This window comes from Streptomyces sp. C1-1, assembly GCF_050214755.1.
Classification (GTDB): Bacteria; Actinomycetota; Actinomycetes; order Streptomycetales; family Streptomycetaceae; genus Streptomyces.
The window spans coordinates 8,422,283-8,447,392 of record NZ_CP189826.1; the positions used below are offsets into that span (position 1 = coordinate 8,422,283).

Consider the following 25,110-nt stretch of genomic DNA (forward strand, 5'->3'; position numbering starts at 1 on the left):
TGGCGGGTACGGGACAGGGCCGCACGCCGGGGGATGACGCCGGTGCGCGGCCCTGCCGAGAGGGTACGGCAGTTACTGGCCGACCAGCCCCGGCCGCAGGGTCTGCGTGAACAGTACGGTGCCGTCGTACTCGCGCAGCCGTACCGTCAGCTCACCGCTGTCGCCGTCGATGTCGACCTCGCCGAAGAACTGGTAGCCCTCGGCCGGCGAGACGTTCGAGGCGGTCGGGGCCTTCACGAACACCCGGTCCGGGCCGAAGGTGCCGTCGAGCGCGTTGGCGGGGAAGGCGCCGGCGTTCAGCGGGCCGGAGACGAACTCCCAGAACGGCTCGAAGTCCTTGAACGCGGCTCGCGAGGGGTCGTAGTGCTGGGCCGAGGTGTGGTGGACGTCGGCGGTCAGCCACACCGTGCCGGTGATCCGCCGGTGCTTGATGAACCGCAGCAGTTCGGCGATCTGCAACTCGCGGCCGAGCGGCGCTCCCGGGTCGCCCTGCGCGACGGCCTCGAAGTTCGCCCTGCCCTCCACCGGGTCCGGCACGACCAGGCCGAGCGGCATGTCCGCGGCGATCACCTTCCACACGGCACGCGACCGGGACAGCTCGCGCTTGAGCCACCGCAGCTGTTCGGCGCCGAGGATGCCCTGCGGGTCGGTGGTCTGGTCGTCGGGCGAGTTGGCGTTGCGGTAGGTCCGCATGTCGAGGACGAACACGTCCAGCAGTGGACCGTGGTTGACCACGCGGTAGATCCGGCCGTCCGGGCGGCCGCTGACCGTGGAGATGGGGAAGTACTCGGAGAGGGCCCGCCGCGAGCGCACGGCGAGGTCGTCGAGCCGGGTGCCGGCCGGGTAGGCGGTGCCGGTGCCGATGACCTCACCCGGGTACCAGTTGTTGCGGACCTCGTGGTCGTCCCACTGGACGATGTTCGGCACCTGGGCGTTGAAGCGGCGCAGCGCCTGATCCAGCAGGTTGTAGCGGAAGTTGCCGCGGAAGTCGTCCAGCGTGACCGCGACGTGCGACTTCTCCTCGGTGGTGAGGTTGCGGTACACGCTGCCGTCGGGCAGTGCCTGCGTCGACGGGATGACGCCGTCGGCGTAGATGTTGTCGCCGCTGCACAGGAAGAAGTCCGGGTCCACCTTCGCCATGGCGTCGAAGATGCGGTAGCCGCCGATCGACTCGTTGATGCCCCAGCCCTGGCCCGCCAGGTCTCCGGACCACACGAACCGCACATCCTGGCGCCGCTTCGCGGGCGCCGTGCGGAACGTTCCGGTGACCGGCTCGCCGGTGCGGCGCGGGTCGTCCGGGTCGGCGAGCAGCACGCGGTAGTGGATCTGCTCGCCCGCGGGGAGCCCGTGCAGCCGTGTCGTGCCGGTGAAGTCGGAGTCCGCGCCGAGCAGCGGGCCGTGCCATCTGCGCGGGGCGCGGAACGACTCGGTGGCCGACGTCTCGACGACCATCCGGGCGGGACGGTCCGACCGCACCCACACCAGACCGGAGTCGCGGGTCACGTCACCCGCCTGCACACCCCAGTCCGCCCTGGGACGACCGGAGAGCGCGAACGCCGGTGCCGCGGACACGGCGGTGGGCAGAGCCAGGGCCGCGGACGCGGCGAGGGAGCCGCGCAGCACGCTGCGGCGGCCGGGGAACGGACGGTGTGACATGGATGCGCCTCCAGGGACGGGATCCGGCCGGTGTGCGATGCCACAACTACTGGTGCGCCGCAGCGCGCACGGAAACCACAAGTGAACAACTGGCCGCGGGGGGCGGGGGAGCCGACGCGTCGGAAGAACCGGAAGTGCCGGCATCCCGTTCTCACACGGCGGCCGCCATCAGGCGCACACCCGCCCGGATCCGTCCGGGTGACAGGTGCGCGTAGCCGAGGACGAGGCGCACACCGTCGCCGTCGTCCTCGGCACGCGTGTGCGTGTACGCGCTCAGCGGGCGTACGGCCACTCCGGCGGCCCGCACGCGCGCGAGGAAGCTCTCCTCGGGGCCGTACCGCGCGGGAAGGGCGGCGATGACGTGCAGTCCCGCGGCGATGCCGGTCAGCTTCGCCCCCGGGAAGTCCTCCGCCAGCGCGGCCACGAGGGTGTCGCGCCGCTCCCGGTAGGCACGCTGGCAGCGGCGCAGCTGGCGGTCGTAGTCGCCGCGCTCCACGAAGCGGGCGAACAGCGCCTGGTCGAGGGCGGGATGGCCGAGATCCATGGTCCGTTTGCGTTCGACGACCTCCTCGGTCAGTGGCCGCGGGACGAGCAGCCAGCCGAGCCGCAGGCCCGGGGCGAGGGACTTGCTGACCGAGCCCGCGTAGGCCACGTGCTCCGGGTCGAGCCCCTGAAGGGCGCCCACGGGCGCGCGGTCGTAGCGGAAGTCGCCGTCGTAGTCGTCCTCCAGGACCAAGCCGTCCACGGACCGCGCCCAGTCGAGGAGTTCGGCGCGGCGGCGCGCCGAGTAGGCGATGCCGGTGGGGAACTGGTGGGACGGCGTCGCCACCACGGCCCGCAGGCCCGACTCGCGCAGCGCTCCGACGCGCAGCCCCTCAACGTCCAGCGGCACCGGCACAGTGGTGACCCCGGCCGAGGCGTACAGCGCGTCGTGCTGGGGGCTGCCGGGGTCCTCGACGCCGACCTCGCGCACTCCGCGCGCGTGCAGCACGAATCCGAGCAGTGCCGTCGCCTGCGCCACCCCGGAGACGACCACGATGCGTTCGGGGTCGGCCACCACGCCCCGGCGCCGCGTCAGCAGCTCGGCCAGTGCCGTGCGCAGCCGGGGCAGTCCGCGCGGGTCGGGATAGCCGAGGTCCTCGTGGGGCAGTCGGGCCAGCACATCGCGCTGCGCGGCCGCCCAGGCGGCGCGCGGGAACAGCGACAGGTCCGGCGTGCCGGCCACGAAGTCGGCCTCGGTGCCGGGGGAGCGCGGCGCGAGGTCACGCGCGCGTGGCGGCGCCGCCCGTACGGCGCCGCCCACCCAGGTGCCGGCGCCCCGTCCGCTGCGCAGATACCCCTCGGCGGTCAGCTGTTCGTACGCCTCGGTGACCAGCCCCCGCGACACGCCGAGATCGGCGGCGAGATCCCGGCTCGACGGCAGCCTGGTACCCGGCGCCAGCCGCCCCGAGCGCACCGCCTCCCGGAGCGCGGCCTGCAGCGCACGGCCACGCGTGCGTGCCGGCGCGGAGACGGCAGGCAGCAGCAGCTCCCAGGCGGGCGAGGCGCTGAGGCCTGTACCCGCGTCCGCGGCCGGCTCCCCGGTCTCGTCCGGATTGGTCCCCGATGACGTCATGGGAATGGACCTTAAACCGGACCGCGCCGGTGCCTAGCGTCGCCGCCATGAACGCCACCGCCGCCCGTGGAGCACTGCTCGCCGCGCTCGCCGCCGTCCTCGTCGGAGGTTCCTTCACCGCCAACAGCGTCCTGGGCCACTATCCGTACGCCGGCGGCCAGTTCCTGCGCTACGCACTCGCCTGCCTGCTGCTGATCCCGCTCGCCGGTCACGGGGCGGCGGCCCGGCTGCGCACGCTGAAACCCCGCCAATGGGTCCGCCTCGCGGCCCTCGCCGCGGTGGGCATGGTCGGCTTCAACCTGGCCGTACTCGCCGCCGAGCGCAGCGCGGAACCGGCGGTCCCCGGCGTCTTCGTGGGCTGCGCCCCGGTGGTCGTCGCCGTCGCCGTACCGCTGCTGGAGGGACGCGAACCCCGGCGCACCGTCCTGTACGGGGCGTCGCTCGTCGCGGTCGGCGCCTTCACGGTCCAGGGATGGGGCCGTACGGACGGCACCGGCATCGCCTTCTCCGCCTGCGCGCTCGCCGGGGAGGTGGGCTTCGCCGTCCTCGCCGTCCCCGTGCTGCGGCCGCTGGGGCCCCGGCTGCTGTCCGCCACGGTCTGCGGGGTCGCGGCCGCCGAGTCTGCCGTCACCGGCCTGCTCCTGGACGGCACGGCGTGGCTGCGCCGGCCCGACGGCGCCGAGGCCGTCGCGCTGCTGTGGCAGGCGGCGGTGGTCACCGTCGTCGGTTTCGTGTGCTGGTACGTCGGCATGCAGCGGATCGGCGCCGAGCGCGCGACGCTGTTCTCCGGCCTCATCCCGGTCGCCGCCGCCTGCACCGCCCCGCTCGTCGGAACGGGCTCCTACGGGGCCGCCCAGGCCGTCGGCAGCGCCCTGGTGGGCGCCGGAGTCGCCCTCGGCTCCGGCGCGTTGAGCAGGCGGTGCGCCCGGTCAGCGGCTGCCGTCGAGGATGACCCGGGCCACCAGCGCCGGGTCGTCGTTCATCGGGCAGTGCCCGCAACCGGGCAGCCGCACCAGACGGGCCCGCGGAATGATCTGCTTGGCGCGCACCCCCTGACGGCGCACGAGCAGCATGTCCCTGGTCCCCCAGGCCACGGTGACCGGCAGATCGGGGATGTCGTCGGTGAACTGCACGGCGGTGCCGGCCCGGAGCGTCGCGTCGAACCCCGTGGCCCCGGCGAGGGCCAGCGTCTCGGCGACCACGGCGTCGGGTGAACGGCGGCCGGGGCGGGCGTAGATGGTGCTCGTCAGCATCGTCCGGCCGGCCGCCGAGCGGGAGAGCCGCTGCACCAGCGGCAGCGGCAGGCGCTGCGAGATCCGGCGCATGGCGAGCAGCACGCCGAAGGCGTAACGCCGCTCGGCCTCGGACCAGAAGCCGGCCGGCGACAGCGCGGTGACCGACCGTACGAGTTTCTCGCGGGCCAGCTCCAGGGCCAGCAGCCCGCCGAGGGAGTTGCCCGCGACATGCGGCCGGTCGAGCTCCAGGGCCTCGCAGAACGCGCCGAACACGGCGGTCGTGGTGGCCAGGTCGTAGGCGAGGCCGTCCGGCAGCCCCGGGGAGGCGCCGAAGCCGGGGAGGTCCACGGTGATCACCTCGCGCTCGGTGGCGAGGATGTCCACCACCGGGTCCCAGGCCTGCCGGTGGTGACCGATGCCGTGCAGCAGGAGCAGCGGCGCGCCGCTGCCCACGCGCGCGTAGGAGACGGTCACGGGCTGCGGGCCGCGTGGAGAGGGGACCTTGAAGGAGACGGTGGCGGACATGGGTGCTCCTCGTGTGGGGCTCGCTGACGGACGCCGTAGACAGCTTGTCAGCAATTGCTACCGACGGGTAGCCCCCAGTTCGGGCGACCTCACGGCCGTACCCCGCTTCGTTCCCCGGCTCAACGCGCGCTGCGGATCTGCATGTTGAACTCGCCGTGCCCGAAGTGCCGGAACAGGTCGACCCACAGCGGCAGTGCCATCTCCACGGCGCGCGCCGACCGGATGCCGCCGAGGTCCAGCACCCGGTGCGGTGGCCACCCGAACTCCCCGAGCAGGGCGGTGACCTGTTCCTTGGCCGCCGCGTCCTCGCCGCACACGAAGATCTGGTGCTCGCCCGGCACCAGGGCCGGTTCCACCATCACCTTGCAGTTGACCGTGTTGAGCGACTTCACCACGCGCGCGTTGGGGTACGCCCGCTGGATCTGCTCGCCCACGCTGTCCGACTCGACGGGGTCCAGCCGGAGCTGCCCGTCCTCGAACGCCAGGGGATTGCTGACGTCGACGACGACCTTGCCGTCGAGGTTCGCCGCCCCGGCCGCCTCCAGCGCCGACAGCGCCACCCGTCCGCCCACGGCGACGACGACCGCCTCGGCCGACGAGGCCGCCTCCTCGAACGTCCCCGACCGCGCGCCCGCCCCGGCGTCCCGCGCCCACTCCAGGGCGGCCGGATTGTCCTTGGTGCGGGAGCCCAGCGTCACCTCGTGGCCCAGGTCGACCAGCTTCCCGGCCAGCGTCCGGCCCACCTCGCCCGTGCCCAGAACCGCGTACCGCATCGCAACCTCCGCCACTCCGGCCCGCCGACCACCGGCGGTCCCCACGTCATTCTCCTCCGCGCACGCGGATTTCTCCTGGACATGTCCCCACACGTCGCGTGGGATGGACGCCGTGACCACCGACACCGGAACCGACGTCTTCGAAGAGCACCGCCCCGTCCTGCTGGGGGTGGCCTACCGCATGCTCGGGCGGGTGGCCGACGCGGAGGACGTCGTTCAGGAGGCCTGGCTGCGCTGGTCCGGCGCGGACCGCGGCGACGTCCGCGAACCGCGCGCCTATCTGGTACGCGTCACCACCCGTCTCGCCATCGACCGGCTGCGCCAGGTCAAGGCGCGCAACGAGGCGTACGTCGGCCCGTGGCTGCCCGAGCCGTACGCGACCGACTTCGGGGACGCCGTCCCCGACACCGCCGAGAAGGCCGTCCTGGCCGACTCCGTGTCCCTGGCCGTCCTGGTCGTCCTGGAGTCGCTGTCGCCCCTGGAGCGGGCGGTGTTCGTCCTGCGGGAGGCCTTCGGCTACCCGTACGCGGAGATCGCCTCCATGCTCGACCGGGGTGAGGCGGCGGTGCGGCAGCTCGCCGGGCGGGCCCGCAGACACGTCGAGGAGCGCAGGCCGCGTTACGAGGTCGATCCCGGCCGGCGCCGCGAGCTCACCGAGCGCTTCCTGGCCGCGGCCGGGGAGGGTGACCTGGAGGGCCTGATGGAGCTGCTGGCGCCCGACGTACGGCTCGTGGGCGACAGCGGCGGCAAGTCGCGGGCGCCGCTGCGAGTGCTGGAGACCGCCGACAAGGTGGGCCGCTTCGTCATCGGCGCCGCCGGAAAGGGCGTACCCGACCCGTCCTTCCGCTTCATGGAGCTCAACGGCGGCCCGGCTCTCGTCGTCCTGTCCGAGGGCAGGCCCGACAGCGTCTTCCAACTGGACGTCTTCGACGGCCGAATCCAGTCGGTCTACATCATCCGCAACCCTGACAAGCTGCTGTCGCTGCCGGTCGCATAGACAGCGTTTTCTGCCCGTACTTCGCAACCATTCTCTGTGTTCGCCATGGGATCGAGGATTGGTCTTGACCAAGGGTGGGGGCCGCCCTATGGTCGCAGATAAGTGCAACAACCTTTAATAAACAAGGGCGCTAAAACGCCGCCGGACCACGGCGATTGCGGAGGACAGGGTGGGGACCACGCAGCTGGAAACGGTGCCGGAACCGAAGTACTGGCAACTCAAGACCGTGCTCAGTGAGGCACTGGAGTCCGAGTTCTCCGTGGGCGAGATCCTGCCCAACGAGCGCGATCTCGCCGCCCGTTTCGGCGTCGCCCGGGCCACGCTCCGCCAGGCGCTGGAGCAGCTCGAACTGGAAGGCAGGCTGCAGCGTCGCCGCGGCGTCGGCACCACCGTCGCGCCCCCGCGCGTGGGCGTCGCCGTCGGCACCGAGCAGCACGCCTGGCCGGGCGCCGGTGACGACGTCTGGCAGGCCGTGGACTGCGCGGTCGCGGCCCCGCCGGCGGCCGTGGCCGCCGCGCTGGAGACCGGCCGGGAGGAGGCCGTGTACACCGTGCGGCGTTCCCGGGTGTCGCACGGCCAGCCCGTCGCGGCGGAGCTGCTCTACATCCCGGCCTCGTCGGTGCCGGAGCTGTCCGCCATAGACGCCCCGTCGGGACCGGCACGCGCGCGTGCGGTCCTGCGCGAGCTGCAGCGACTTGCGCTGGAGGGCCAGGAGAGCGCCATCGAGCTGGGCTCGGCCCGCGCGGACGACGCCAAGGAACTGGACCGCCTTCCCGGCGCTCCCGTCCTGGTCGTCACCACCCGCTTCCTCGCCCACGGCCGCACGGCGGCACTCTCCGTCGCCACCTACCGCGCCGACACCTGCCGGCTGACCTTCGGCGACTCGGGCGGCGTGGAGATCCACCAGGACACCGAGCGCCGGGCCTCCTGAACCACCGGACCACCACACGGACCGTGCGCCCCGGAACTCACCCGGGGCGCAGCCGTTTCACCGGCGGACGGCCGGTGGTCCGTTCAGCGGCGTGCCGTCACCGTGCCCTCCACCGCGAAGAGCTGTTCCTCCACGTGGTCGAGGGCCAGGCGCAGTGCGCCGGTCGCCACCGCGGCCTCGCCCAGGAGGGACAGCGTGACCTTCGGCGGGCGCAGGCAGTAGCGGGCCAACTCGCGCCGCAGGGGCTCCAGTACGCCGTCCAGACCGTTCGCCCAGCCGCCGACGACGACGAGTTCCGGGTCGAGGGCGAGGGCCAGGGCGGCGACGTCGTGGACGAGACGCTGGATGAAGCGCTCGACGGCCGCACGGGCCCGCTGGTCGCCCTCCCGGGCCTGCGCGAAGACCTCCGCGACGGCCTGTTCGTCCAACGGGTGCAAAGGCTCGTCCGTGGTGGACAGCAGGGTCTCCGGAGTCACCTCGCGGCCCAGCAGGTGCAGCGCGCCGATCTCGCCCGCGGCCCCACCGTACCCGCGGTGCAGCCGTCCGCCGATCAGCGACCCTGCGCCCGGGCTCAGCCCGGCCAGCACGAACACCACGTCGTCGGACTCGGTCGCCGCGCCCTTCCAGTGCTCGGCGACGGCGGCCGCGTTGGCGTCGTTCTCGACCAGCACCGGGCACTTGAAGGACCGGCTCAGACGTTCACCGAGACGCAACCCCGTCCACTCGGGGAGCGCGGCGCACAGCCGTACGGTGCCGTCGGCCTCGACGACGCCGGGCGAGGCCACGCCCACGGCGCGCAGCGAGTCGCGGGCGACCCCGGCCCGGCGCAGCAGCTCGGCCACCGCCGTGCGCAGCCGCTCCAGCCGCTCGTCCGCGGACGCCGACTCGTCGACGTCCTTGGCGACCGCGCCCAGCACCCGGCCGTCCAGGTCGGCGAGCAGCGCGGCGACCCGGTGCGAGCCGATGTCCAGGCCCAGCAGATGCCCTGCCTCGGCCCGGAACCTGAAGCGCCGCGCGGGCCGCCCCTGCCGGCGTACGAGACTCTCGTCGGGGGCCTTCTCGACGACGTACCCCGCCTCGATGAGCCCTTCCACGACGCCCTCGACCGTCGGCCGGGACAGTCCGGTCACCCGGGTGATCTCCGTCAGCGTCGCCGCGTCCGTGGCGCGCAGCGCGTGCAGCACCACCGCGGAGTTGATCCTTCGCAGCAGCGAGGGATCCCCGCCGGTCAGCCGCCCCAACGTCCGTCCTCCCAGCTCGTGCGCGTGTTGGCCGGATCGTACTCGCAGCGGCGGACACCGGCGAGTGCCGGGCCGCCCCGGCGGCGGATCACCCCGGCGTCACGAACCCCGACTCGTACGCGGCGATCACGGCCTGCGTGCGATCCCGGGCACCCAGCTTCGCCAGCACGGAGCTGACGTGCGACTTCACCGTCTCGGTGCCGACGACCAGCCGGGCGGCGATCTCCGCGTTCGACAGCCCGCGGGCCATCAGCCGCAGCACCTCGCCCTCCCGCTCCGTCAGCCGGGCACGCTCCAGCGCCTCCCGGGCCGCCCGGTTTCCGCCCCCGTCCCCGAACTCGGCGGCCAGCCGCCGCAAGGACGCGGGGAACAGCAGCGACTCGCCCTCGGCGACCAGCCGTACCGCCTGAACGATCTCGGCCGGCCGCGCCCGCTTCAGCAGGAAGCCGTCCGCTCCGGCCCGCAGCGCCTCGTAGACGTACTCGTCGTTCTCGAACGTCGTCACCACCAGGATCTTCGGCGGCTCCTGGACCGTCCGCAGCACCGCGCGCGTGGCCTCGATCCCGTCCAGGAGCGGCATGCGCACGTCCATGGCGACGACGTCCGGACGCAACTGGCGCACCAGCGGGATCACCGCCGCGCCGTCGGCCGCCTCCCCGACGACCTCGATGTCGGGCTGCGCCTCCAGCACGGCACGCAGCCCCGCGCGTACGAGGGGCTCGTCGTCGACGAGGAGAACGGTCACCGGCACCCGGCCAGCGTAGATCAACTCAACGGCAGCTCCACATGTACCTGCCATTCACCGTCGGCGGGGACGGTCCGCGCGCGGCCACCCAGCAGGGCCGCGCGCTCCCGTATGCCGCGCAGTCCGCTGCCCGCGCCCGCCCCCGTCGCGTCGCCGGTCAGCGGATTGCGCACCTCCAGCAGCAGCCGCCCGTCCGCGACGTCGACGCCCACGCGCACCGGGACGGCCCCCGCGTGCCGCAGGACGTTCGTCAGGGCCTCCTGAAGGATGCGGTAGCCCTCGCGGGAGACAGGGCCGGGGACCGACTCCAGCGGGCCCGAGACCTCCGCGTCGATCTTCGCCCCGGAGGCGCGAGCGGACTCCAGCAGCCGGTCGGCGTCCGTGAGCGTCGGCCGGCTGCCGACCGGGCGCCCGGACTCGCGCAGGACGCCGAGTACGCGCTCCAGGTCCTCCAGGGCGGCCCGGCCGGTCGACTCGATGGCATCCAGCGCCCGGTCCGTGAAGGCGGGATCACCGGCCGCGCGGGCGGCGCCCGCCTGCACCACGGCCACGGTCAGCGCGTGCCCGATGGAGTCGTGCAGCTCACGGGCGATCCGCGTGCGCTCCAGAAGCTGCTCGGTGCGCTCCTCCAGGGCGGCGAGGCGCTCGGCGGCCGACGGCCCGAGGAGGGCACGGGCGAGGGCCGTCGCCAGTCTGCCGAGTCCGACGACCACGCCGTACAGCGCGAGCAGGGGCAGCGGAGCGGCGAGCGCCCAGGCCCAGTGCCCCGGTATGTCCCGCAGGGCCGGTACCTCGCCGCCGGGATCGCCGAGCGCGGCCCGGACCAGCCCGTAGCACGTGACGGGCAGCCAGACGCAGGCGAACGCCGCCGACATGCCCAGCAGAAGGCGCACTTCGATCCACACCGTGGTGCGCAGCCGGTCGCGCCAGGTCGTCGACGGCGCCATCGAGAAGCCCGCGTCCGGCTCCCCGGGCGTCAGCATCCAGCGGGCCTGGACCCCTTCTGCCGTGCGCACGGCCGGGATCAGCCCGACCGGAGCCAGCAGCAGCGCCGGCACCCACGGCCACGACGGCCCGATGAACATCCACACGCTCACGAACAGCACCGGCACCCACAGGTGCAGCAGCCGTGTGTATGTCGTCCCTTGGAGCAACGGGCGCAGGAAGCGTGCCATTTCGTCATCGTGCCAGCCGCCACCGACAACGGGCCTCCCCCGCGCGGGGGAGACGATCTCCACCGGCGGGGGAGGCCACCACCCCTCCCCGCCGGCCACGCTGCTGCCATGACCAGCATCGACGTCCAGAAACTCACCAAGGAGTACGGCACCCGGCGGGCCGTTGACGACCTCACCTTCAGCGTCCGCCCGGGCCGCGTCACCGGCTTCCTCGGCCCCAACGGCGCCGGGAAGTCCACCACCATGCGGCTCGTGCTCGGCCTGGACCGGCCCACCTCCGGCACCGCCACCATCGACGGCCGCCCCTACGCCGGCCTGCGCGAACCCCTGCGCCACGTCGGCGCCCTCCTCGATGCCCACGCCGCGCACGGCTCCCGCACCGGACGGGACCATCTGCGCACCCTGGCCACGAGCAACCGCATCCCCGACCGGCGGGTCGACGAGGTGCTGGAGGAGACGGGCATCGCCACCGCCGCCCGGCGCCGGGTGCGGACGTACTCCCTCGGGATGCGGCAACGGCTCGGCATCGCCGCCGCCCTGCTCGGCGACCCCGAGGTGGTCATGCTCGACGAGCCCTCCAACGGCCTCGACCCCGAAGGCATCGTCTGGATCCGGGCGCTGCTGCGCCGCCTCGCGGCGCAGGGCCGCACGGTACTGGTCTCCAGCCACCTCATGAACGAGACCGCCTCCTTCGCCGACCACCTCGTCGTCCTGGGCCGCGGCCGCCTGCTCGCCGACACCCCGATGCGGGAGTTCATCGACACGCGCGTGTGCCCACGGGTGCGGATCAGAACGACCGACGCCACCGCGCTCACGGGGGTGCTCGCCCGGCACGGTCACGACGCCGTGCGGCACGAGGCGGGCCACTGGACCGTGGACCACGCGCGCGTGGACGACATCGGGCGCCTCGCCTCCGCCGCCGGCGTCCCGCTCCTCGAACTCGCCGCGGAAGAAGGCACCTTGGAGCAGGCCTATCTCGATCTCACCGGCTCCGAGGCCGAGTTCACCGCACCCGCACAGGAGGCCTGACCATGGAATTCACGCCCGTTCTCCGCTCGGAACTGCTCAAGATCCGCACACTGCGGTCGCTCGTCGGCGCCCTGTGCGCGGTGCTGCTCACGACCGCCCTGTTCTCCGCCCTGGCCGGCGGGGACAGCGGCGGCCCGGACGCCGACCCGCTCTTCTCCGCCTTCTTCGGGGTCTCCTTCGGGCAGATCGCGGCGATCGCGTTCGGCACGACGGCCGTGGCCGCCGAGTTCCGGGGCGGCGCGCTGAGCGCGACCCTCGCCGCGGTGCCGCGCCGGGGGCGGTGGTTCGCGGCGAAGGCGGTGGCGGTGGGCGTACCCGTAATGGTGGTGGGGCTGCTGACGGGCGGTGTGAGCCTGGCCGTGGGCAAGGCCGCCCTGGGGGAGAGGGCGGCTGACCTGACCTGGGGCCAGGAGGTTCGGGGTGTCGTCGGCTGCGCGCTGTATCTGACGCTGATGGCCCTGTTGGCGGCCGGACTGGCGGCCCTGCTGCGCAGTGGCGTCGCCACGCTGAGCCTGCTGGTTCCGTTCCTGCTCATCGTCTCCTTCGTCATCGGCGACATGTCCGACTCCTTCGCCGACGTGCTGCCGGACCGGGCGGGTCAAGTGGTCCTCCACCGAACCTGGGACGGGGCGTTCGGCCCGTGGACCGGCCTCGCGATCACGGCGCTGTGGGCCGCGGCCGCGCTGGCGGCGGGGGTGTGGAGCGTGCGCCGACGGGACGTCTGACACCTCACCAATTGTCAGTGGCGCCCGCTTTACTGGACCGTATGGACATCGCGCACTACGTGGCTCTCGTCGAGGAGCTGTGCTTCCGCCCTTTTGCGGCGGGACACGCTCATCACGAGGCCGAGTTGGCGGTCAGCCACGGCCTTCGGGGCGGCGACCTCGCGGAGCGGGCGGTGACGGCGGAGCAGTACCGGAAGTACCGGGACGCCATGCACGACCGGTTGGCGTCGCGCTGGGGCGAGAAGGAGCCGTACAACCTGCAGACGGTGCTGCTGCGCACGGCGGAGGAGGAGATACCCGAGCCGTGGGCCTCCCTCAGCGCACGCGCCGACGTGGCCTACCTCTGGGAGGTTGCGGGCACCGCCCGCTGGGTCGCCGTCGCCGTCGCCGACCGGGACGTCACGGACGAGGTCCAGCTCCTGGCCGTGGTCACCGAGGTCGCCCCGCCCTGACCAGCCAAGTGCCTTCAGCTGCGGCTCTCGGCCGTCACGACTCCTCGACCGCCGCCGAACGCAACCGCGCGAACTCCTCCGCCATCGTCTGCGCCGTCCAATGCGCGTTCAGACCGCTCGGGTTCGGCAGCACCCACACCCGCGTCCCCCCGATCACCCGCTCCTGCGGCCCCACCCGCGCCTTGCGGTCGTCGAAGGCGGCCCGGTAGGCGGTGACCCCCACCACGGCCAGCCACCGGGGCTTGAGCCGCGCCACCTTCAGCGCCAGCCGCCGCCCGCCCTCCCGGTACTCCTCCGCACCGAGCTCGTCGGCCCGAGCGGTCGCCCGCGCCACGACGTTCGTGATGCCGAGGCCGTAGGACAGCAACTCCCGCTGCTCCGACGGCTTCAGCAGGCGGGGCGTGAACCCCGACAGGTGCAGCACCGGCCAGAAGCGGTTGCCGGGCCGGGCGAAGTGGTGGCCGGTCGCCGCCGTCATCAGCCCCGGGTTGATACCGCAGAAGAGCACGGAGAGGCCGTCCGCGACCACGTCCGGGACGAGACGGTCGCGGGCGGCCTCCAGTTCCGCCGGGGTGAACCGGGTCAGAGGATCGCCCCCGGCGTGTAGCCCGCGGCCTCCGGGTGCTGCTTGACGATCTCCTCGACGCGGCCGACCACCGCGGCCACCTGGTCGGCGGCGGCGCCGGTGAAGGACAGCTTGTCGGCCATCAGCGCGTCCAGCTGGGCGCGGTCGAGCGGGATGCGCTCGTCGGCGGCCAGCTTGTCCAGCAGTTCGTTGCGCTCGGCGCCCTGCTCGCGCATGGCCAGCGCGGAGGCCACGGCGTTCTCCTTGATGGCCTCGTGCGCGAGCTCGCGGCCCACGCCCGCGCGGACCGCGCCCATCAGCACCTTGGTCGTGGCGAGGAAGGGAAGGTAGCGGTCCAGCTCACGGGCCACGACGGCCGGGAAGGCGCCGAACTCGTCGAGCACGGTGAGGAAGGTCTCCAGCAGGCCGTCCAGGGCGAAGAACGCGTCCGGCAGCGCGACCCGGCGCACCACCGAGCAGGACACGTCGCCCTCGTTCCACTGGTCGCCCGCCAGCTCGCCGGTCATCGACGCGTAGCCGCGCAGGATCACCATCAGGCCGTTGACGCGCTCGCACGAGCGGGTGTTCATCTTGTGCGGCATCGCCGAGGAGCCGACCTGGCCCGGCTTGAAGCCCTCGGTCACCAGCTCGTGCCCGGCCATCAGCCGGATCGTCTTCGCCAGCGAGGACGGCGCCGCCGCGAGCTGCACCAGCGCGGTCACGACCTCGTAGTCCAGCGAGCGCGGGTAGACCTGGCCGACCGAGGTGAAAGCCTGCGCGAAGCCGAGGTGCGCGGCGATCCGCCCCTCCAGGTCCGCCAGCTTCGCCGCGTCCCCGCCGAGCAGGTCCAGCATGTCCTGCGCCGTGCCGACCGGACCCTTGATGCCGCGCAGCGGGTAACGCCCCAGCAGCTCCTCGACCCGGCCGTGGGCCACCAGCAGCTCGTCGGCCGCCGTCGCGAACCGCTTGCCCAGCGTCGTGGCCTGCGCGGCCACGTTGTGGGAGCGGCCGGCCATGACCAGCTCGCCGTACTCGCCGGCCAGTCTGCCCAGGCGGGCGAGGACGGCCACCGTACGGTCGCGCATGAGCTCGAGCGACAGCCGGATCTGCAGCTGCTCGACGTTCTCCGTCAGGTCGCGGGAGGTCATGCCCTTGTGCACGTGCTCGTGGCCGGCGAGGTCGTTGAACTCCTCGATCCGGGCCTTCACGTCGTGCCGCGTGACCTTCTCGCGCTCCGCGATCGAGGCCAGGTCGACGGTGTCGAGGACACGCTCGTAGTCGGCGATCGCCGCGTCCGGCACCTCGATCCCGAGGTCCTTCTGGGCCCGCAGCACGGCGAGCCAGAGCTGCCGCTCCAGCTTCACCTTCTGCTCGGGCGACCAGAGCGTGGCGAGCTCGGCGGAGGCGTAGCGTCCGGCGAGGACGTTCGGGATGCGGGGCTTGGCGGGAGCGGAAGTCACGTAGACGGATTCTACTGGCGATTCGTGCAGGCCAGCGCCAGGACCCTGTTCGTCGGATGCTACGAGACGCCCGTCACGCCGCCTGCGTGTCGGCGAGCTCGGCCAGCACGTCCGCGTGGCAGAGCTCGGGCGCGCACCAGCAGGCCAGCGTCCGGCCGCGCAACGGCGGTACCAGCTCCAGCAGTTCGGGCCGCTCCAGCAGATACGCCCGGTACATGGCCATGACCTCCGCCCGCGTCCCGTCCCTGCGGCGCTCGGCGGTGTCGTAGGCGAAGGGGTTGTACAGCGGGTGCCTCGGCAGGTCCCAGCCGCCCATGGTCCAGCGGCGGCCGACGTAGACGAGGTCCGCGGGCGCGTGCTCCAGCCGGGGGCCGTACTCGTGGAGTCGGCCCCTGACGTTGATCACGCGCGTGCGCACCGCGGTCTACTCCTCGTACGGCAGCAGGTCGGGGCGCTTCGGCGGCCGTCCGTCTCCCGACGAGCGGCCGGTCAGCCGGCGGCCGATCCACGGCAGCAGATGCTGCCGGGCGAACCGCGCGTCCGCGACGCGCCGGGCGACCCAGCCGGGCGGCACGGTGGCCGCCATGGGCGTGCGCCACTCGGTGTCCTCGGGGTCGTAGCCGAGGCCCTGCCAGACCGCCTCCGCGACCCTGCGGTGTCCCTCGGCCGTCAGATGCAGCCGGTCGACGTCCCACAGGCGGGGGTCGGAGAGCGAGGGCGCCCCGTACAGGTCGACGACGAGCGCGTCGTGCCGGGCGGCCAGTTCCTCGACTGTGACGAACAGCTCCTCCATGCGCGGCCGGAACCGCTCCAGGACGGGCCCCTGGCGGCCCGGGCTGCGCATCAGCACCAGCTGCTTGCAGGACGGGGCCAGCCGCTCCACGGCCTCGGTCAGCAGGTCCCGCACCCGCCCCATGTCGCACTTGGGCCGCAGGGTGTCGTTCAACCCGCCCACCAGCGTGATCACGTCGGGCCGCATCGCCGCGGCCACGTCGACCTGCTCCTCGACGATCTGCCCGATCAGTTTCCCGCGCACCGCGAGGTTGGCGTACCGGAAACCGGGCGTGACGGCGGCCATCCGGCCCGCGAGCAGGTCGGCCCAGCCGCGGTAGGAGCCGTCGGGCAGCAGGTCCGACATGCCCTCGGTGAAGGAGTCGCCGACCGCGACCAGGCTGGTGTGAGTGGGGTTCGTCTGCATGGCGACGGAAATGGTAACCCGCCTCCATACCCGTCGGTCGGTCGGCCTCCCCGCCGCCCACATGGCCTCAGGCCGGCTGCCCGAACAGCTCCCTGAGCACGTCCTCCATCGTCACCAGGCCCGCCAGCCGTCCGTCGTCGCCGAGGACGGCCGCCAGGTGGGTGCGGCTGCCCCGCATCGCGGTGAGCACGTCGTCCAGCGGTGTGCCCGCCCGTACGCGCGCGATGGGCCGCATGTCCCGCACCCGGAACGGCACGTCCCGCGGCGAGGCGTCCAGCGCGTCCTTCACATGCAGGTAGCCGACGATCCGGCGGTTCTCCTCCACCACGGGGAACCGGGAGAAGCCGCTCTCGGCCGACAGCCGCTCCAGTTCCTCGGGCGTGACGCCCACGCGCGCGTAGACGACGCGCTCCAGCGGCAGGACGACGTCGCGCACGGGCCGGCGGCCCAGTTCCAGGGCGTCCCGCAGCCGCTCCTGCGCCCGGTCGTCGAGCAGGCCCGCCTCACCGGAGTCCCGCACGATGCGGATCAGTTCGGCGTCGGAGAAGGTGGCCGCGACCTCGTCCCTGGTCTCCACCCGCAGCAGCTTCAGCACGGCGTTGGCGAAGGCGTTGATCGCGAAGATCACCGGCCGCAGGGCTCGGGACAGGGCCACCAGCGGCGGCCCGAGCAGCAGGGCGCTGCGCACCGGCTCGGCGAGCGCGATGTTCTTCGGCACCATCTCGCCGAGCAGCATGTGCAGATAGGTGGCCAGGGTCAGCGCGATCACGAAGGACACCGCGTGCCCGGCGCTCTGCGGGACGCCCACCGCGTGGAAGACCGGCTCCAGCAGATGGGCGATCGCCGGTTCCGCGACAACACCGAGGACCAGCGTGCACAGCGTGATGCCGAGCTGTGCCGCCGCCATGAGCGCGGACACGTGCTGCAGACCCCACAGCACACTCTTCGCGCGCCGGTCGCCCTCCTCGGCGTACGGCTCGATCTGCGACCGGCGTACGGAGATCAGCGCGAACTCGGCGCCGACGAAGAAGGCGTTGACGACCAGGGTCGCGAGACCGATCAGCAGCTGTACGGCGGTCATCGCGCCCCCTCCTCGTGCCTTGTTGCGTCCGCGTGGTCGTCGAACGGGGCGTGCAGCAGCACCCGTGCGGCCCGGCGGCCGGAGGCGTCCACCACGTCCAGCCGCCAGCCGTTGACCTGGACGGTGTCGCCGACGGCCGGGATCCGGCCGAGCTCGGTCGCGACCAGGCCGGCCAGCGTCTCGTACGGGCCGTCGGGGGCCCGCAGCCCGACGCGGGCGAGCTGGTCGATGCGGGCCGAGCCGTCGGCGGAGTACAGGGCGTGGCCCTCGTCGTCGCTGCCGGCCGGGGCCAGGTCGGGTGTCTCGTGCGGGTCGTGCTCGTCGCGTACGTCGCCGACGACCTCCTCGACGATGTCCTCCAGGGTGGCGACGCCCGCGGTGCCGCCGTACTCGTCGATGACGACGGCCATGGTGCGCTTGCCGGAGAGCCGGTCCAGGAGCCGGTCCACGGTGAGGGACTCGGGGACCAGGAGGGGTTCGCGCATCACTTCGGAGACCGGCACGTGCGTGCGCCGCTCGGCGGGTATCGCGAGCACGTCCTTGATGTGGGCGGTGCCCACGACCGAGTCGAGGCTCGAACGGTAGACGGGGAAGCGGGACAGGCCGGTCGCCCGCGTCGCGTTGGCCACGTCCTCGCAGGTGGCCTGGGCTTCGAGGGCGATGACCTGCACGCGCGGGGTCATCACGTTCTCCGCGGTCAGGTCGGCGAGGTTCAGGGTCCGTACGAACAGCTCCGCGGTGTCCGCCTCCAGCGCACCCTCCCGGGCGGAGTGCCGGGCCAGCGCCACCAGCTCCTTGGGGCTGCGCGCCGAGGCGAGTTCCTCGATGGGCTCCAGGCCCAGTCGGCGCACCGCGCGGTTCGCGGTGTTGTTGAGGTGGGTGATGAAGGGCCGGAAGGCCGCACTGAACCACCGCTGCGGATTGCCCACCCGCTTGGCCAGGGCCAGCGGCGAGGAGATCGCCCAGTTCTTCGGCACGAGCTCGCCGACGACCATCAGGAAGACGGTCGACAGGGCCGTACCGAGCACCAGCGCGAGCGAGCTCGCGGTGGACGGGGAGAGGCCGAGCGCCTGCAGCGGGCCTGCGATCAGCTTCGCGATCGACGGTTCGGCGAGCATGCCGACAACCAGGTTGGTGACGGTGATGCCGAGCTGCGCGCCGGAGAGCTGGAACGTCAGGCTCCGTACGGCCTTCAGGGCGCCCGCCGCGCCCCGCTCGCCGCGCTCCACGGCCCGTTCCAGCTCGCCCCGCTCGACGGTGGTCAGCGAGAACTCGGCCGCGACGAAGGCGCCGCAGGCGAGCGAGAGCAGGATCGCCAACAGCAGGAGGAGCACTTCGGTCATCGGGTCACCTCCGTCCCATCGTCGGACAGGGTGGGGAGGACCGCGCGATGTCGAACACCACGCGTGCTACTGGGAGGCTCGCCCATGGACGGACGCTCACACCTTTCATGAAGGAGCGGGTGGTCCTCCGGGGAGGACCGAATGGTCCCCCAAGGGTAAAGGATGGGCAAAGTGCTGTGGCGGGGGTCAGCCGGTGAACGGCTTCACCCAGCGCCGCCACTGCTCCTCGGGCGCGTATCCGGCCGCCCGCCAGGCGCGCTGCCCCGTCTCGTTGCGCACCAGCACCATCGCGTCCCCGCGCCGCCCGCCCAGCCGTACGAACCGCTCCTCGGCCGCGGCCAGCAGAGCCGAGCCGATTCCCTGACGGCGCCGGTCGGGGTGCACGGCGAGCCGGTAGAGATGGCAGCGCCAGCCGTCGAAGCCGGCGATCACCGTGCCGACGAGCTCGCCGTCCCGCTCGGCCAGGATCAACGCCTCGGGGTCCCGTTCGACCAGCCGCTCCACGCCGGCGCGGTCGTCGCTGATGCTCGTACCCTCGGCGGCCGTCTTCCAGAAGGCCAGGACGGCGTCGAGGTCGGCGGGGGCGGCGGTTCGTATCCGCAGATCGGTCATGGACCGATCCCACCAGTCACGGCCGCCGCCGACCCGGAATTCCAGCATCCGGACGGTCGCCGTGGCAGGCGACCGGGACGGCGGCGGTGCGCCGTCACTCGTGCGCGATGGCCGCCAGCACGTTCATCCGGGAGGCGCGCAGCGCGGGCAGCAGGGCCGCCACGATGCCCACCACCGCCGAGCCGACCACCACCGCGACGATCGTGCCCCACGGGACGGCCAGGGCCTTCATGCCCTGCAGCGCCAGGACCTGCTGGGTGCACACGCCCCACACCAGGCCGAGCGCCAGGCCCAGGACCGCGCCGAAGACCGCGATCACCACCGACTCCAGCCGGATCATCCGGCGCAGCTGCCGCCGCGCGAGCCCGATCGCCCGCAGCAGGCCGATCTCGCGGGTGCGCTCGACGACCGACAGGGCGAGGGTGTTGACCACGCCGAGCACCGCGATGACGATCGCGAGGCCGAGCAGGGCGTAGACGAGGTACAGCAGCACGGCGATCTGGTCGTGGATGAGCTTCTTGTAGTCGGCCTGGTCGCGGACCTGGACCTGCGGGTACGGCTTGAGGGTGGTCTCCAGGTTCTTGCGCAGCTGGTCGGCGCCGGTGCCGGCGGCACGGTTGACGTACAGGACCGTGTCCTGACCGCCCGGGACGTACTTCTCCACCGTGGCGATGCCGAGGAAGAGCCCGCCCTCGCTGCCGAAGCCGCTGGAGCCCTCCTGGTCGGTGAGGGCCGCCACCTTCACCTGGGCGGTGTGCCCGCCGGGGAACTCCGCGGGGAGCACGCTGCCCAGCCGTACCCGATGGTCCTCCGCGTACTTGCGGTCCATGGCGATGTTGCCGTCCGCCAGCGCGGCCGCCGTGTCGCCCTGCGCGTAGGTGATGTGGGCGACGTCGTCGAGGCGCTGGTCGAATCCGGCCGCCGTGGTCTCGACGCGCTTGCCGTCGGGGAGCCGTACCGCGATCCCCGTGAACCGCTCCCGTACGACGAGACCGACGCCGTCCGTGGCCCGCACCTTGTCGGTGACCTCCTGGGAGAACGGCATGAAGTTGCTGTTCTGCACCATGAAGTCGGCGCCCAGCGTCTTGTCGATCTGCCGGTCGAAGGACTTGGACATCGACGCGCTCGCCACCGACATCCCGCCCACCAGGGCCAGGCCGACCATGAGGGCGGCCGCGGTGGCGCCGGTACGGCGGGGGTTGCGCAGGGCGTTGCGCTGGCTCATGCGGCCGACCGAGCCGAACAGTGCCGGGAAGGCGCCGCCGAGGACCCGGATCACCGGACGCACCAGCAGCGGACCGGCGACCACGGTCGCGATCAGCGTCAGAACGACGCCGAGCCCCAGCAGGGAGGCCGCCGAGGCCGTCTTCGAGGAGGCGGCGCAGCCCGCCAGGGCCGCCGCACCGAGCGCGCCGACGACCGAGCCGACGACCGCCCGGGTCCGCAGCGGCCGGCCGATCCCGGCGGTCTCGGCGTCCGCGAGCGCGGCCATCGGGGAGACACCCGCCGCCCGCCGCGCCGGGAGGTAGGCCGCAACGAAGGTGACGCCGATGCCGACGACGTAGGCCGCCACGGGAGTGCCCCAGCCGACGACCATCTCGGTGGTCTTGAGGTTCATCCCGAACGTGCCCATGAGCTTGATCAGCCCGGCGGCCAGTCCGATGCCGGCCGCGAGGCCGAGCGTGGAGCCGACCAGGCCGAGCAGGACCGCCTCGGTGAGCACCGAGCGCCGCACCTGCCGCCGGTCGGCGCCGAGGGCCCGCAGCAGGCCCAGTTCACGGGTGCGCTGGGCGATCAGCATCGAGAAGGTGTTGACGATCAGGAAGATCCCGACGAGCACCGCGATCCCCGCGAAGCCGAGCATCACGTACTTGATGACGTCGAGGAAGCCGCCGAGTTGCTCGGCCGAGGACTTGGCCTGCTCGTCGGCCGTCTTCACGTCGTAGGCGCCGGTACCGGTCACGGCGAGGACGCGGGACTTGAGCTGCGCGTCGCTGACGCCCTTCGCCGCGTCCACGGAGATGCTCGTCGCCCGGTCCGCCGAGCCGAGCAGTTTCACGGCGGCGACGTCGGGGTCCAGATAGACCAGGGCGGCACCGGGGTTGGTGGTGGTGAAGGTGGCGATGCCGGTGACCCGGACCTTGAACGTGCCGGGCTGGGCCATCACCGTGAGCGGGTCGCCGATGCGCACGTGCTTCTTGTCTGCGGTGTCCGCGTCCAGGAGGGCCTCGCCGGGGCCGTGCGGCGCGTCGCCGGAGGTCAGCTTCACGGGGCTGCGGGAGGTGAGGTACCAGTCCGTGGCGATGGTGGGGGCGCCGCTGGTCGGTCCCACCGACTTGTTGTGCCGGTCGACGATGGTGATGTTCTCGACACCGACGTCGGCGTGCGCGGACTTCACGCCCTGGACGGTCGCCAGCCGCTTCGCGAGCGCCGAGGGCACCGTCTGGGTCTCGCCGGTGGGCACCGACGACTTCAGGTCCTTCTTGGGCTGGACGGTGACGTCGGCCGACGTGTGGGCGAAGAGACGGTCGAAGGTGCGGGTGACCGTGTCGGAGAAGATCAGGCTGCCCGCGACGAACGCCACGGACAGGATGATCGCGAGGGCCGACAGCAGCAGCCGGCCCTTGTGTGCGAGGAAGCTCCGGAGCGTCGCCTTCAGCACGGGCCCTACTCCTGTCCGTCCGTGTCCTCGAACTGGCTGCGGATGACGTCGAACCGCTTCATGCGCTCCAGCACCGCCTCCGCCGTCGGCCGTTCCATCTCGTCCACGATCCGCCCGTCCCCGAGGAACAGCACCAGATCGGAGTGGGCGGCGGCGCCGGGGTCGTGCGTGACCATGACGACGGTCTGCCCCAGCTCGTCGACGGCCTGGCGCAGGAAGGCGAGCACCTCGAGGCCGGCCCGCGAGTCCAGGTTGCCGGTCGGCTCGTCCGCGAAGATCAGCTCCGGTCGGGAGGCCAGCGCCCGCGCGCAGGCGACGCGCTGCTGCTGGCCGCCGGACAGCTCGGCGGGCCGGTGCTTGAGGCGGTCCCGCAGCCCCAGCGTGTCGATGACCTGGTCCAGCCACTTCTCGTCGGGCTTCTTGCCGGCGATGTCCATGGGCAGGGTGATGTTCTCGGCCGCGTTCAGCGTCGGGATCAGGTTGAACGACTGGAACATGAAGCCGATCCGGTCCCGCCGGAGCCGGGTCAGCTCGCGGTCCTTCAGTCCGGTGATCTTGGTGTCGCCGAGCCAGACCTGGCCGGCCGAGACCGTGTCGAGCCCGGCCAGGCAGTGCATCAGGGTGGACTTCCCCGAGCCCGACGGGCCCATGACCGCCGTGAAGCGGCCGCGCGCGATGTCCACGTCCACCGAGTCGAGGGCCAGGACGGTCGTCTCGCCGGAGCCGTACGCCTTGGTCAGACCGCGGGCGCGGGCCGCGATCCCGTCGGCCGGCGCCTGGCCCGGGGCGTGCTCCGCAGCAGGTGTGGACAAGGCTGCCTCCTCGCTCACGTGGACGTGCGACTCCTCGTCGTGGCCGAGGTTAGTGTGAGCCACTCGCGGCGGAAATCCGCCGAAGGTCCCGGGTGGTCTCCACCGCAGGTCGGGCCCCTGATACGGATGTAAGGGGCATCCTCCATCCGTGGGAGGACCCTTGCCGTGCTAGCGGTTCGGCGCTAGCTTCGAGGTATGGCGAAGACCCAGTTGAACGTGAGAGTGGACGAGGGCACGGCCCGCGCCGCCCGTGAGCGTGCCCTGGCCCGGGGCATGAGCGTCAACCGCTACATCGAGGAACTGGTGAGACAGGACACCGGAGAGGTCGGCCAGACGTTCGTCGAGGCCGCCGCCGACTTCATGAAGCAGTACGAGTCCGTCTTCGCGGAGGAGTTCGGCGGCGAGAACGAGGCCCCGCGCGAAGGTCGCCGCTGATCCCTTGAACAACCTCAGCATCGATCTCGCCTGGCTGCTCATGCTCGCCGAGCAGCGGACGCCCGGGGATCCCCAGGTCATCGACTGGGGCGCCCTCGTCGCCGCCGTGGCCCGCCACGAGGCCGAGATATTCGACGTCCCCGTCTACGACAATCCGCACGCACGGGCCGCCGCCCTCCTCCAACTGCTCATCCACATCCCCGCGTTGGAGCGCTCGAACGCCCTCTTCGCCTCGGCGGTGGCCTACGCCTACCTGGTCGCCAGCGGACTGCGGGTCTCCACCTCGCCGACGCAGGTCCGGGATCTGGCCCGCATGGTCAAGCGCGGCAACGCCACGGTGTACGACATCGCGGCCGAACTGCGCGGCTGGACGATGTGAGTCAGGCTGCCGTCTCGCGTTCCGGGCGCCACGCGGTGCCCAGCACGCAGTAGGAGGTGGGCAGCGTGGGACCGGTCTCCGGCATCAACAGCCGCCGGTAGGGGCCGAGTTCGAAGCCGGCCTCGCGCAGGGCGGCGACCGGGTCGCGGGCCAGATGGCAGCCGCCGCTCAGCGGTGGCCACAGTGTGCGGTCCAGGGCGCGCTGGGTGAAGTGCATCGCCGCTCCGCCGCCCCGGCCGTGCTCGAAGAACCGCACGACACCGCCCGGTCGCAGCACCCGCCGTATCTCCGAGAGCGCCCGCGGCACGTCCCGCACGCTGCACAGCACCAGCGACAGCACCACCGCGTCGAACGCCTCGCTCTTGACGGGCAGCGCCTCCGCGGCACCCGGCGCCACGTCCACCGGGACGTCGGCGCGCAGCGCGTTCTCGACGGCCAACTGCCGCAGCCGGCGCTCCGGTTCGATGGCCACGACCTCCGAGACCGTACGCGGATAGCGCGCGAAGTTGAGTCCGTTGCCCGCGCCGATCTCGATCACCCGCCCCGACAGCCCGGCCAGCAGACGGTCGCGGATGACGCCCATCCCCAGCCGGGTCTCGGCGGCGACGCTGGCGCGGGCGTAGTAACGGGCGAACAGCGGGTGGTGCACGGGGTCCGGAAACGGCCTCGCGGAACCGGGCGACCGTAGCGGCATGGGGACCTCCTCCACCGGACGGGCCTTACCGCGATTGTCCCCCGATCGGGCCCCGCGCACCCCCGCCGCAGGTCAGGCGACGAAGTTCCGCACCTGCTGGTACACGCCGGGGTCGTTGTTCATGTCGGTGTGCGAGATGCAGCCGGCGTCGACGTTGGTCGCGCCGCTCAGGAGCGCCGAGCTGTTGGGGACGACCGCGCTGTCGCAGTCGGACCAGTAGCTCGCGTAGGACACGGCGCCCGGTGTCTCGTCGCCGGAGTTCAGCGCGGTCAGGAAGGAGCTGCCCGTCTGCATCTCCTTGCAGGACGTGTACAGCCAGGCACACCAAGAGGCCACGGACGTGCCGTGGTTGACGCCTGCGACGGAGACGAAGTCGTCGACGTACGACGTCCCGCCCAGGTTCTTGAGGTAGTAGCGGGAGGACATCGCGCCCATGGAATGGACGACCAGGTCCACCTTCGAGGCACCGGTTCTCGCGAGCACGTTCTTGACCTCGGTGGCCAGCTGCTGGGCCGTGGTGGCGTTCGACTGCGACCAGTCGTACGAGAACGCGTCCAGCTCGGAGGACGAGTAGCCGTCCGCCTCGAAGTCCGCGATCCAGTCGTCCCAGCTGCTCGCGTCACTGCTCAGGCCGTGCACGAAGACGACGGGGTTGTGGGTCGCCGCCCGGGCGGGGGCGGCGGTGAGGGGGAGGGACAGAAGGAGCGATGCGGCCACGGCCGACAGTGCCGTGGCGATACGACGCGTGTGGCGCTGCATGATGCCTCCTG

Annotated in this window: 25 protein-coding genes and 1 pseudogene; 8 read left to right on the plus strand and 18 right to left on the minus strand. The window is 72.6% G+C overall.

All coding sequences use genetic code 11. From position 1 onward, the window contains the following. Positions 1 to 72 precede the first annotated feature (72 nt). Positions 73 to 1,656, minus strand: a complete 1,584-nt coding sequence (locus ACQF4J_RS38340) for an alkaline phosphatase D family protein (RefSeq protein ID WP_427167818.1) — start codon at positions 1,654 to 1,656, stop codon at positions 73 to 75. 151 nt (positions 1,657 to 1,807) lie between these two features. Next, positions 1,808 to 3,271 (minus strand): PLP-dependent aminotransferase family protein, encoded by a 1,464-nt coding sequence (locus ACQF4J_RS38345; protein ID WP_427167819.1) that lies wholly within the window; start codon positions 3,269 to 3,271, stop codon positions 1,808 to 1,810. Between the two features lie 47 nt (positions 3,272 to 3,318). Between ACQF4J_RS38345 and ACQF4J_RS38350 the strand changes: the two are divergent. Next, positions 3,319 to 4,107: pseudogene (locus tag ACQF4J_RS38350) on the plus strand (DMT family transporter); the annotation flags it as partial. Between the two features lie 93 nt (positions 4,108 to 4,200). On the opposite strand, the gene ACQF4J_RS38355 reads toward ACQF4J_RS38350, so the two are convergent. Both ACQF4J_RS38355 and ACQF4J_RS38360 read right to left on the minus strand, forming a co-directional pair. After that, positions 4,201 to 5,031, minus strand: a complete 831-nt coding sequence (locus ACQF4J_RS38355; protein WP_142150056.1) for an alpha/beta fold hydrolase — start codon at positions 5,029 to 5,031, stop codon at positions 4,201 to 4,203. 119 nt (positions 5,032 to 5,150) lie between these two features. Continuing rightward, entirely contained in the window at positions 5,151 to 5,804 is a 654-nt protein-coding gene (locus ACQF4J_RS38360) for an NADPH-dependent F420 reductase (RefSeq protein WP_351564690.1), read from the minus strand. Between the two features lie 112 nt (positions 5,805 to 5,916). On the opposite strand from ACQF4J_RS38360, the gene ACQF4J_RS38365 reads away from it, so the two are divergent. Both ACQF4J_RS38365 and ACQF4J_RS38370 read left to right on the plus strand, forming a co-directional pair. Continuing rightward, on the plus strand, positions 5,917 to 6,801 hold the full coding sequence (locus tag ACQF4J_RS38365) for an RNA polymerase sigma-70 factor (protein ID WP_351564693.1): 885 nt from the start codon (positions 5,917 to 5,919) through the stop codon (positions 6,799 to 6,801). Between the two features lie 169 nt (positions 6,802 to 6,970). Beyond that, on the plus strand, positions 6,971 to 7,732 hold the full coding sequence (locus ACQF4J_RS38370) for a GntR family transcriptional regulator (protein ID WP_351564696.1): 762 nt from the start codon (positions 6,971 to 6,973) through the stop codon (positions 7,730 to 7,732). Positions 7,733 to 7,815: 83 nt separating this feature from the next. Here the strand turns inward: ACQF4J_RS38370 and ACQF4J_RS38375 are convergent, their stop codons facing one another. The 3 genes from ACQF4J_RS38375 to ACQF4J_RS38385 all read right to left on the minus strand — a co-directional run bounded on the left by ACQF4J_RS38375 (position 7,816) and on the right by ACQF4J_RS38385 (position 10,893). Continuing rightward, positions 7,816 to 8,973, minus strand: coding sequence for an ROK family transcriptional regulator (locus ACQF4J_RS38375; protein ID WP_351564699.1), 1,158 nt, complete (start codon positions 8,971 to 8,973; stop codon positions 7,816 to 7,818). A gap of 88 nt (positions 8,974 to 9,061) precedes the next feature. Continuing rightward, complete coding sequence (locus ACQF4J_RS38380; RefSeq protein ID WP_351802697.1) at positions 9,062 to 9,724, minus strand: response regulator transcription factor; 663 nt, start codon at positions 9,722 to 9,724, stop codon at positions 9,062 to 9,064. A gap of 14 nt (positions 9,725 to 9,738) precedes the next feature. Further along, positions 9,739 to 10,893, minus strand: a complete 1,155-nt coding sequence (locus ACQF4J_RS38385) for a sensor histidine kinase (RefSeq protein ID WP_427167820.1) — start codon at positions 10,891 to 10,893, stop codon at positions 9,739 to 9,741. Between the two features lie 108 nt (positions 10,894 to 11,001). Between ACQF4J_RS38385 and ACQF4J_RS38390 the strand changes: the two genes are divergently transcribed. From ACQF4J_RS38390 to ACQF4J_RS38400, 3 genes are read left to right on the plus strand one after another with little or no spacing between them, the layout of a single operon-like run. After that, positions 11,002 to 11,922 (plus strand): ABC transporter ATP-binding protein, encoded by a 921-nt coding sequence (locus tag ACQF4J_RS38390; RefSeq protein WP_351564713.1) that lies wholly within the window; start codon positions 11,002 to 11,004, stop codon positions 11,920 to 11,922. Positions 11,923 to 11,924: 2 nt separating this feature from the next. After that, a complete protein-coding gene (locus tag ACQF4J_RS38395) occupies positions 11,925 to 12,647 on the plus strand; it encodes an ABC transporter permease (RefSeq protein ID WP_427167821.1) in 723 nt (240 codons plus the stop codon). A gap of 41 nt (positions 12,648 to 12,688) precedes the next feature. Then, positions 12,689 to 13,099: a hypothetical protein gene (locus tag ACQF4J_RS38400; RefSeq protein WP_351802693.1), complete on the plus strand. Its 411-nt coding sequence runs from the start codon at positions 12,689 to 12,691 to the stop codon at positions 13,097 to 13,099. A gap of 34 nt (positions 13,100 to 13,133) precedes the next feature. On the opposite strand, the gene mug is transcribed toward ACQF4J_RS38400, so the two are convergent. From mug to ACQF4J_RS38445, 9 genes are all read right to left on the minus strand, one after another. Further along, positions 13,134 to 13,685 (minus strand): G/U mismatch-specific DNA glycosylase, encoded by a 552-nt coding sequence (gene mug / locus ACQF4J_RS38405; RefSeq protein ID WP_427168668.1) that lies wholly within the window; start codon positions 13,683 to 13,685, stop codon positions 13,134 to 13,136. Continuing rightward, complete coding sequence (gene purB, locus ACQF4J_RS38410) at positions 13,682 to 15,124, minus strand: adenylosuccinate lyase (protein ID WP_351564721.1); 1,443 nt, start codon at positions 15,122 to 15,124, stop codon at positions 13,682 to 13,684. The genes mug and purB overlap by 4 nt, the downstream gene beginning before the upstream one ends. A gap of 73 nt (positions 15,125 to 15,197) precedes the next feature. Then, the gene (locus ACQF4J_RS38415; protein WP_351564724.1) at positions 15,198 to 15,542 is read right to left on the minus strand and encodes a DUF4326 domain-containing protein; all 345 of its coding nucleotides are present in this window, start codon (positions 15,540 to 15,542) and stop codon (positions 15,198 to 15,200) included. 6 nt (positions 15,543 to 15,548) lie between these two features. Next, entirely contained in the window at positions 15,549 to 16,322 is a 774-nt protein-coding gene (locus ACQF4J_RS38420; RefSeq protein WP_351564727.1) for an SGNH/GDSL hydrolase family protein, read from the minus strand. A 67-nt stretch (positions 16,323 to 16,389) separates the two neighbouring features. Next, positions 16,390 to 17,403, minus strand: coding sequence for a hemolysin family protein (locus ACQF4J_RS38425; protein ID WP_351564730.1), 1,014 nt, complete (start codon positions 17,401 to 17,403; stop codon positions 16,390 to 16,392). Next, a complete protein-coding gene (locus ACQF4J_RS38430) occupies positions 17,400 to 18,746 on the minus strand; it encodes a hemolysin family protein (RefSeq protein ID WP_427167822.1) in 1,347 nt (448 codons plus the stop codon). The genes ACQF4J_RS38425 and ACQF4J_RS38430 overlap by 4 nt, the downstream gene beginning before the upstream one ends. A 186-nt stretch (positions 18,747 to 18,932) precedes the next feature. Continuing rightward, positions 18,933 to 19,358, minus strand: coding sequence for a GNAT family N-acetyltransferase (locus tag ACQF4J_RS38435; RefSeq protein WP_351802687.1), 426 nt, complete (start codon positions 19,356 to 19,358; stop codon positions 18,933 to 18,935). Between the two features lie 94 nt (positions 19,359 to 19,452). Then, a complete protein-coding gene (locus ACQF4J_RS38440) occupies positions 19,453 to 22,020 on the minus strand; it encodes an ABC transporter permease (RefSeq protein ID WP_351564739.1) in 2,568 nt (855 codons plus the stop codon). Between the two features lie 5 nt (positions 22,021 to 22,025). Continuing rightward, positions 22,026 to 22,832 (minus strand): ABC transporter ATP-binding protein, encoded by an 807-nt coding sequence (locus tag ACQF4J_RS38445; RefSeq protein WP_427167823.1) that lies wholly within the window; start codon positions 22,830 to 22,832, stop codon positions 22,026 to 22,028. A 195-nt stretch (positions 22,833 to 23,027) separates the two neighbouring features. Between ACQF4J_RS38445 and ACQF4J_RS38450 the strand changes: the two genes are divergently transcribed. Together ACQF4J_RS38450 and ACQF4J_RS38455 are read left to right on the plus strand one after the other, a co-directional pair. Then, entirely contained in the window at positions 23,028 to 23,267 is a 240-nt protein-coding gene (locus ACQF4J_RS38450; RefSeq protein ID WP_351564745.1) for a toxin-antitoxin system HicB family antitoxin, read from the plus strand. 4 nt (positions 23,268 to 23,271) lie between these two features. Beyond that, a complete protein-coding gene (locus ACQF4J_RS38455) occupies positions 23,272 to 23,646 on the plus strand; it encodes a fic family toxin-antitoxin system, toxin component (RefSeq protein ID WP_351564748.1) in 375 nt (124 codons plus the stop codon). 1 nt (position 23,647) lies between these two features. On the opposite strand, the gene ACQF4J_RS38460 is transcribed toward ACQF4J_RS38455, so the two are convergent. After that, entirely contained in the window at positions 23,648 to 24,340 is a 693-nt protein-coding gene (locus tag ACQF4J_RS38460; RefSeq protein ID WP_351564751.1) for a class I SAM-dependent methyltransferase, read from the minus strand. A 72-nt stretch (positions 24,341 to 24,412) separates the two neighbouring features. Continuing rightward, positions 24,413 to 25,099: an esterase/lipase family protein gene (locus ACQF4J_RS38465; RefSeq protein ID WP_351564754.1), complete on the minus strand. Its 687-nt coding sequence runs from the start codon at positions 25,097 to 25,099 to the stop codon at positions 24,413 to 24,415. Positions 25,100 to 25,110: the final 11 nt, after the last annotated feature.

Bases quoted from the DNA above. Each gene is read 5' to 3' on its own strand.
- ACQF4J_RS38340 (WP_427167818.1), bottom strand. From the start codon at position 1,656: ATGTCACACCGTCCGTTCCCCGGCCGCCGCAGCGTGCTGCGCGGCTCC.
- ACQF4J_RS38345 (WP_427167819.1), bottom strand. From the start codon at position 3,271: ATGACGTCATCGGGGACCAATCCGGACGAGACCGGGGAGCCGGCCGCG.
- ACQF4J_RS38355 (WP_142150056.1), bottom strand. From the start codon at position 5,031: ATGTCCGCCACCGTCTCCTTCAAGGTCCCCTCTCCACGCGGCCCGCAG.
- ACQF4J_RS38360 (WP_351564690.1), bottom strand. From the start codon at position 5,804: ATGCGGTACGCGGTTCTGGGCACGGGCGAGGTGGGCCGGACGCTGGCC.
- ACQF4J_RS38385 (WP_427167820.1), bottom strand. From the start codon at position 10,893: ATGGCACGCTTCCTGCGCCCGTTGCTCCAAGGGACGACATACACACGG.
- ACQF4J_RS38390 (WP_351564713.1), top strand. From the start codon at position 11,002: ATGACCAGCATCGACGTCCAGAAACTCACCAAGGAGTACGGCACCCGG.
- ACQF4J_RS38395 (WP_427167821.1), top strand. From the start codon at position 11,925: ATGGAATTCACGCCCGTTCTCCGCTCGGAACTGCTCAAGATCCGCACA.
- ACQF4J_RS38400 (WP_351802693.1), top strand. From the start codon at position 12,689: ATGGACATCGCGCACTACGTGGCTCTCGTCGAGGAGCTGTGCTTCCGC.
- ACQF4J_RS38420 (WP_351564727.1), bottom strand. From the start codon at position 16,322: ATGCAGACGAACCCCACTCACACCAGCCTGGTCGCGGTCGGCGACTCC.
- ACQF4J_RS38425 (WP_351564730.1), bottom strand. From the start codon at position 17,403: ATGACCGCCGTACAGCTGCTGATCGGTCTCGCGACCCTGGTCGTCAAC.
- ACQF4J_RS38430 (WP_427167822.1), bottom strand. From the start codon at position 18,746: ATGACCGAAGTGCTCCTCCTGCTGTTGGCGATCCTGCTCTCGCTCGCC.
- ACQF4J_RS38435 (WP_351802687.1), bottom strand. From the start codon at position 19,358: ATGACCGATCTGCGGATACGAACCGCCGCCCCCGCCGACCTCGACGCC.
- ACQF4J_RS38450 (WP_351564745.1), top strand. From the start codon at position 23,028: ATGGCGAAGACCCAGTTGAACGTGAGAGTGGACGAGGGCACGGCCCGC.
- ACQF4J_RS38460 (WP_351564751.1), bottom strand. From the start codon at position 24,340: ATGCCGCTACGGTCGCCCGGTTCCGCGAGGCCGTTTCCGGACCCCGTG.
- ACQF4J_RS38465 (WP_351564754.1), bottom strand. From the start codon at position 25,099: ATGCAGCGCCACACGCGTCGTATCGCCACGGCACTGTCGGCCGTGGCC.